The following is a 4,952-nucleotide window of genomic DNA, read 5'->3' as shown; positions in this document are numbered from 1 at the left end:
CCCCCAGGGCCTGGAGTAAAGCCCCGGTCTCGTCGCGTGCGCTGCTGTGCACTTGCACCGACAGATCGCCTGCAGCCACCTTCTGCGCCACCCCAACAGCTTCGCCCAGCGGGCGGGTGATGGAACGCGTCATCAACACTCCACCGGCGATGGCAGCGAGCGCGAACCCGATGGTGATGAACAGAGTGTTGCGTGCGCTGCGCGCATAGTCGGCCTGACTCTGAGCATAGGCTTGTCGCATCTGTGCCTTTTGCGCTTCAATCAGTGCGTCGATCTTCGCTCGCATCGACGCCACGACTGGGGCGGCAAGCAGGGTATAGATGGTGCTGGCCTGCGGATACAGGCCCTGATGCATCAGACCGACGACCTGCTGTTGCACGGAGCGGTTCTTCTCGATCAAGCGCTTGATCTGCGCCATGTCCGCAGCCACCTGCGCATCTGGAGGCAGTGCGTCCAGAGCCTTGAAAATCCCGGCAGTGCTGCTGCGGTTGTGGGCAAGCTCTTGACCGAGAAGGGCTTGCTGGGTGTCGTCATGCGCCGGATCGAGCAAGGCCTGATAAATCGCCGTTGTCGTGCCTTGGAAATTGCCAAAAAAGGCGTTGAGAAGTTCGATGCGTTGGCTTTGCACCTGGACGATGGCCCCCAGCCTTGCATTCGATTGCGCCAACTGTTGTTGTGCCAGTAAGGCATTGAGCGCGATCACGGCGACCATGCCAGCCAGCCCCAAGGTCATCCGGGTGCGAATACGGAATTTGCTCAAAAAATGCATGGAAAGGCGCTCCAAAAAGGGTTGTCATCCCAGGCAACGACACATTTTGGCCGCACTGGATAGGGGATGCTCCGGATGGCGCCGTCAAGTTCGACCGTAATCCGCCATCGCTGGACCGATGTCGTTGAGCGGCAGATTGCGGTCAACAGCACCAAGCTTGACCGCCTCCTTGGGCATGCCATAGACCACGCTGCTGGCCTCGTCCTGCGCCACGGTGCGCGCGCCGGCGTCGTGCATGTCCTTGAGGCCGCGCGCGCCGTCGTCACCCATGCCGGTCAGGATGATGCCCAGAGCATTGCGTCCGGCGCATTGCGCCACCGATCGAAAGAGCACATCCACGGAAGGACGGTGGCGGTTGACCGGCGGACCATCGCGTACTTCGACGTGGTATTGCGCGCCGCTGCGTCGCACTTGCATATGCCGGCCGCCCGGTGCGATCAGCACCAGACCGGGGATGAGTCGATCGCCGTCGTGCGCCTCGCGTACCTCCAGGGTGCAGACCGAGTTCAGGCGCTCGGCGAAAGTGGCGGTAAATTTTTCCGGCATGTGCTGCACCACGGCAATGCCGGGCAAGGTTCGTGGCAGCGTGGTCAACACCCTTTCCAGAGCCACGGTGCCACCGGTGGACATGCCCATGGCAATGATCTTTTCGGTGGTCTCATGCAGAACATGGGAGCTCGGTATGGGCGATTGCGTCCCAGGCATGGCCGCAGCCGGACGCGGCGCGCTGTGCAGATTGCTCGTGTTGGCGCGCGCCGCGGCCTTGATGGTCTGGGTCAGTTCGATGGTCTGCTCGATCAGGAAATCTTTCAGGCCCACGCGCGGTTTGGTCACCACGCTGACCGCTCCTGCCGCGAGGGCATCCAGGGTGATCTGCGCGCCCTTCTCGGTCAGGGTCGAGCAGATGACCACGGGAAGCGGATGCTCGATCATGAGTTTTTTCAGAAAGGTGATGCCGTCCATGCGCGGCATTTCCACATCCAGCACGAGCACGTCTGGCCAGCCCCCTTGCTGCATGCGCTGCAGCGCGAACAGCGGATCGGGCGCGGCTCCCAGCACCTCAATGCCGGGATCGCGCAGTAGCACGGCTTGCAGCACCTGCCGCACGACCGCCGAATCATCGACGATGAAGACTCTCACCTTGCTGGGCAGCGCCATGTCGTTGTCCTCGTTGTGTTCAGTCCGCTACGGGCCGTTTTTGCTCGGCGTTCTGGCCCCAGAACTTGAGATAGGCGTCGCCGCTCCAGATGTCGAATATCAGGTTGCGGTGTCCCTGGCCGCCGAGATGCTCGGCCTTCAGTTTCAAGCCATGCTGACGCACCAGCGCGCGGCCGGCGAGCACGTTTTTGCGGGGCACATCGAGACAACCCGCCTGCAGTGGCTGCGACCGGCCTTCGAACATGTGCCCGCCACCGAACAGCTTGGCTCCGAACTCTTCCGGTCGGGTTTGACTCGCTCGCATGTCGCGCAGGAACAGCAACATGGCCTCGTCGCCATAGCGGCCGTCGAGTCGCTTGTCATGGCCATGGTGGCCGCTCCGCGCGCGGCTGGGGAGCATGTAATGGCAGAGCCCGCCAAGCTTCAGCCGCGGGTGCCAGACGGCAATCGCCACGCAGGAGCCCAGCAAGGTTCGCACACGCGTGCGCCCCTGGCCGAAATACAACTCGCCAGGCTGGAGAAAAATTTCCAGGGGTTCCGGTTCAGGCGCCATCACGGTGCGTGGCATGCATGGAGCATTCATCTCTGGACACCCTCGCGCTGTGCGCTTCGGCATTCACCTCTGGGACGGCTCGGCGCGCTCATGCCCTGACACCTTCATCGTCCTTGCGGTACACCGCCGGCTGCACCATGCGCAGTGAGCTGTCGAGTCCGTTGAGACTCTCGGAATGGCCGATGCAGAGATGTCCTCCGGGACGCAGCGCCTGAACCAGGCGCATGCAGACCTGTCGCTTGGTTTCGGTGTTGAAATAGATCATCACATTGCGCAGGAAGATCAGGTCGAATTGACCGATCTCGGGCAGAGGCGTGTTCAAGTTGATCGATCGGAAGGTCACCCGGCCTCGCAGAGCTTCCTGGATGGCAAATTGCCCTTCTTGGGCACCCCTGCCTTTGAGACAGAAGGACTTGAGGTGGGGCAGGGGAATTTTCTCCGCGCGTTCGATTGGGTAGACGCCCAGCCGCGCCTGTTCCAAGACGCGCGTGCTGATGTCCGACGCCAAAATTTCCCATGGGCGCTGCCCGAGGCGCTCGGCCAGAACCATCGCCACGCTATAAGGTTCCTCGCCACTGGAACAGGCAGCACTCCATACGCGAAAGGTCCGGTCCGGCTCGACCTTGGGAATGATCTGCTCGGCGAGAAAACTGAAATGACGCGGTTCGCGGAAGAAATAGGTCTCGTTGGTCGTTAACAGATCAATCGCCTGCTGGCGCTCGTGGGCATTGCGCTGAAGATGGCCGAGGTATTCGGTGAAACTCGCGCATCCAAGCAATTGCAGCCGGCGCCCGAGGCGACCGCTGACCAGGGCCTTTTTCGACGCCGCCAGCGTGATGCCTGCCGCGTCGAACATCAGTTTGCTGAAGCCAGCCAATTCTGTATCGGTCAATGTGTTCATCTTGCGACGGGTGATCGGGTGAGTGCACAAGCGTTCGTGAATGTCGCGCCGGGTAGGTCAGAGACGCTTTGTCCCCAGGTGTCGCGCAACGCGCTCGGCAGGAACCGGCGGACTGAAAACATGGCCCTGGAAAGAATCGAGGCCATGCGTTCGAAGAAAGTTCTCCTGGGTTTGGGTTTCGATGCTTCGGCCACGACTTCATATCCAATTGCTGCGCCATCAACTGCACGGCCCGAGCCAAAGCAGCGTCCTCGGCATCTCCGGCCAAGGTTGAGTGTGGAAACCGGCAGGCGCTTTCTGATTTTTCCTGCATTCATGACCATCGATGGCGCCGTCGTAAGTTTTGTCTAAACATGGCAAGACAGGAGTGCACGGCATGGTGAGGTAGCGATTGGACGAGACGCTGCGCGGGCCAGGAATCTCCACATCTGACCTGCACTCAAAAAAAGCCGAGCGATAAAGCAGACGGATCATCTTCATCGACGAGTCGGGCTTGAGCCGCGCGAACGGCCGGTTCCGGCTGCAGGAGGGCAGTAACGTCACTGCCCGCAACAAGCTCAAGAGCGTATGGCGCCATCCTTTGATCATCGCTGCGTGCTGGGTTCAAGTTGGTCTTTGGCGATGCCGCGAATAGAGGAAAATTCATAGATGGGCGGTTCACAACATTCAAGATTGAGCGGGCATTGCCAGCGCTTCTCCATGGCTCATGCCAGCCAAGTTAGACATTTCCTGCACCGACAATACCCGCGCAACGTCGAGCAGGATGATGAAGCCACTTTCGCTGCGTGCCATGCCCCTGATGAAGTCTTGCCGCAAGCCAGTGCCAAAACTGGGTGGAGGCTCGATTTGCGCGGCGTCCATGTCGAGCACCGCATTCACCGCATCAACCAGTATGCCGATGGCCTGAGGACCATCCTCGCCTTCGACCTCGGCGATCACGATGCAGGTGCGCGCGCGCAGTTCGGTGGCGGCGCGACCGAAGCGCTGTGCCAGATCGATGACGGGCACCACATTGCCGCGCAGGTTGATGACGCCATGCACGAAGGCCGGCATCATCGGGATGGTGGTGGGGCGGGTGTATTCGAGGATTTCACGCACCCGCAAAATGTCCAGGCCATACACTTCGCCGTGCAGGCTGAAAGTCAGGAACTGGCCGTTTGCAGCGTGTGCCGCAAAGTCGTTTGTCTGCACGGTTGCTGGCAGATTGGCGGCGTCTTTCACGGCAATTGCGGTGCTGGCGGGGGTGGTTTGCATGGATCGGCTCCGTGTTGTTAGACAGGATCAGAATTTGACGAATGTGCCTTCTGCGGCCAGCGCCGGCAGTGCCTCGGGGCGAGGCCTTGCTGTTTTGCGAGCCACGGGGTCGGCCGCCGGACCAGCCTGACGCGGCGTGTCATGCTCCTGGCCGGTCTTGAACTGGCGAACGAGCTGCAGCAAGCCATCGGCCTGGGCGTTCATTTCTTCGGCGGTTGCGGCGAGTTCTTCGGAGGCCGAGGCGTTTTGCTGCGTGACGGCATTGAGCTGAGAGACGGCCTGATTGATCTGCTGCATGCCGGTGGACTGCTCCTCCG

At 61.1% G+C, this 4,952-nt stretch carries 5 protein-coding genes and 1 pseudogene; all 6 read right to left on the bottom strand.

Features of this window, described 5'->3' with window-relative positions:
• A partial coding sequence (locus tag ACYCUK_RS23290; RefSeq protein ID WP_461596975.1) for an MCP four helix bundle domain-containing protein occupies window positions 1-769 on the bottom strand: 769 nt, incomplete at its 3' end.
• Between the two features lie 84 nt (window positions 770-853).
• A complete protein-coding gene (locus ACYCUK_RS23285; protein WP_461596974.1) occupies window positions 854-1,927 on the bottom strand; it encodes a protein-glutamate methylesterase/protein-glutamine glutaminase in 1,074 nt (357 codons plus the stop codon).
• A 19-nt stretch (window positions 1,928-1,946) separates the two neighbouring features.
• Entirely contained in the window at window positions 1,947-2,381 is a 435-nt protein-coding gene (locus ACYCUK_RS23280; RefSeq protein ID WP_461596973.1) for a chemotaxis protein CheD, read from the bottom strand.
• Between the two features lie 187 nt (window positions 2,382-2,568).
• A complete protein-coding gene (locus ACYCUK_RS23275) occupies window positions 2,569-3,381 on the bottom strand; it encodes a CheR family methyltransferase (protein WP_461596972.1) in 813 nt (270 codons plus the stop codon).
• Window positions 3,382-4,047: 666 nt separating this feature from the next.
• Window positions 4,048-4,602, bottom strand: a complete 555-nt coding sequence (locus ACYCUK_RS23270; protein ID WP_461596971.1) for a chemotaxis protein CheW — start codon at window positions 4,600-4,602, stop codon at window positions 4,048-4,050.
• Window positions 4,603-4,662: 60 nt separating this feature from the next.
• Window positions 4,663-4,952: pseudogene (locus ACYCUK_RS23265) on the bottom strand (methyl-accepting chemotaxis protein); the annotation flags it as partial.

It is taken from the genome of Thiomonas sp. (assembly GCF_054608695.1).
This window is presented reverse-complemented; position numbering and strand designations above follow the sequence as displayed.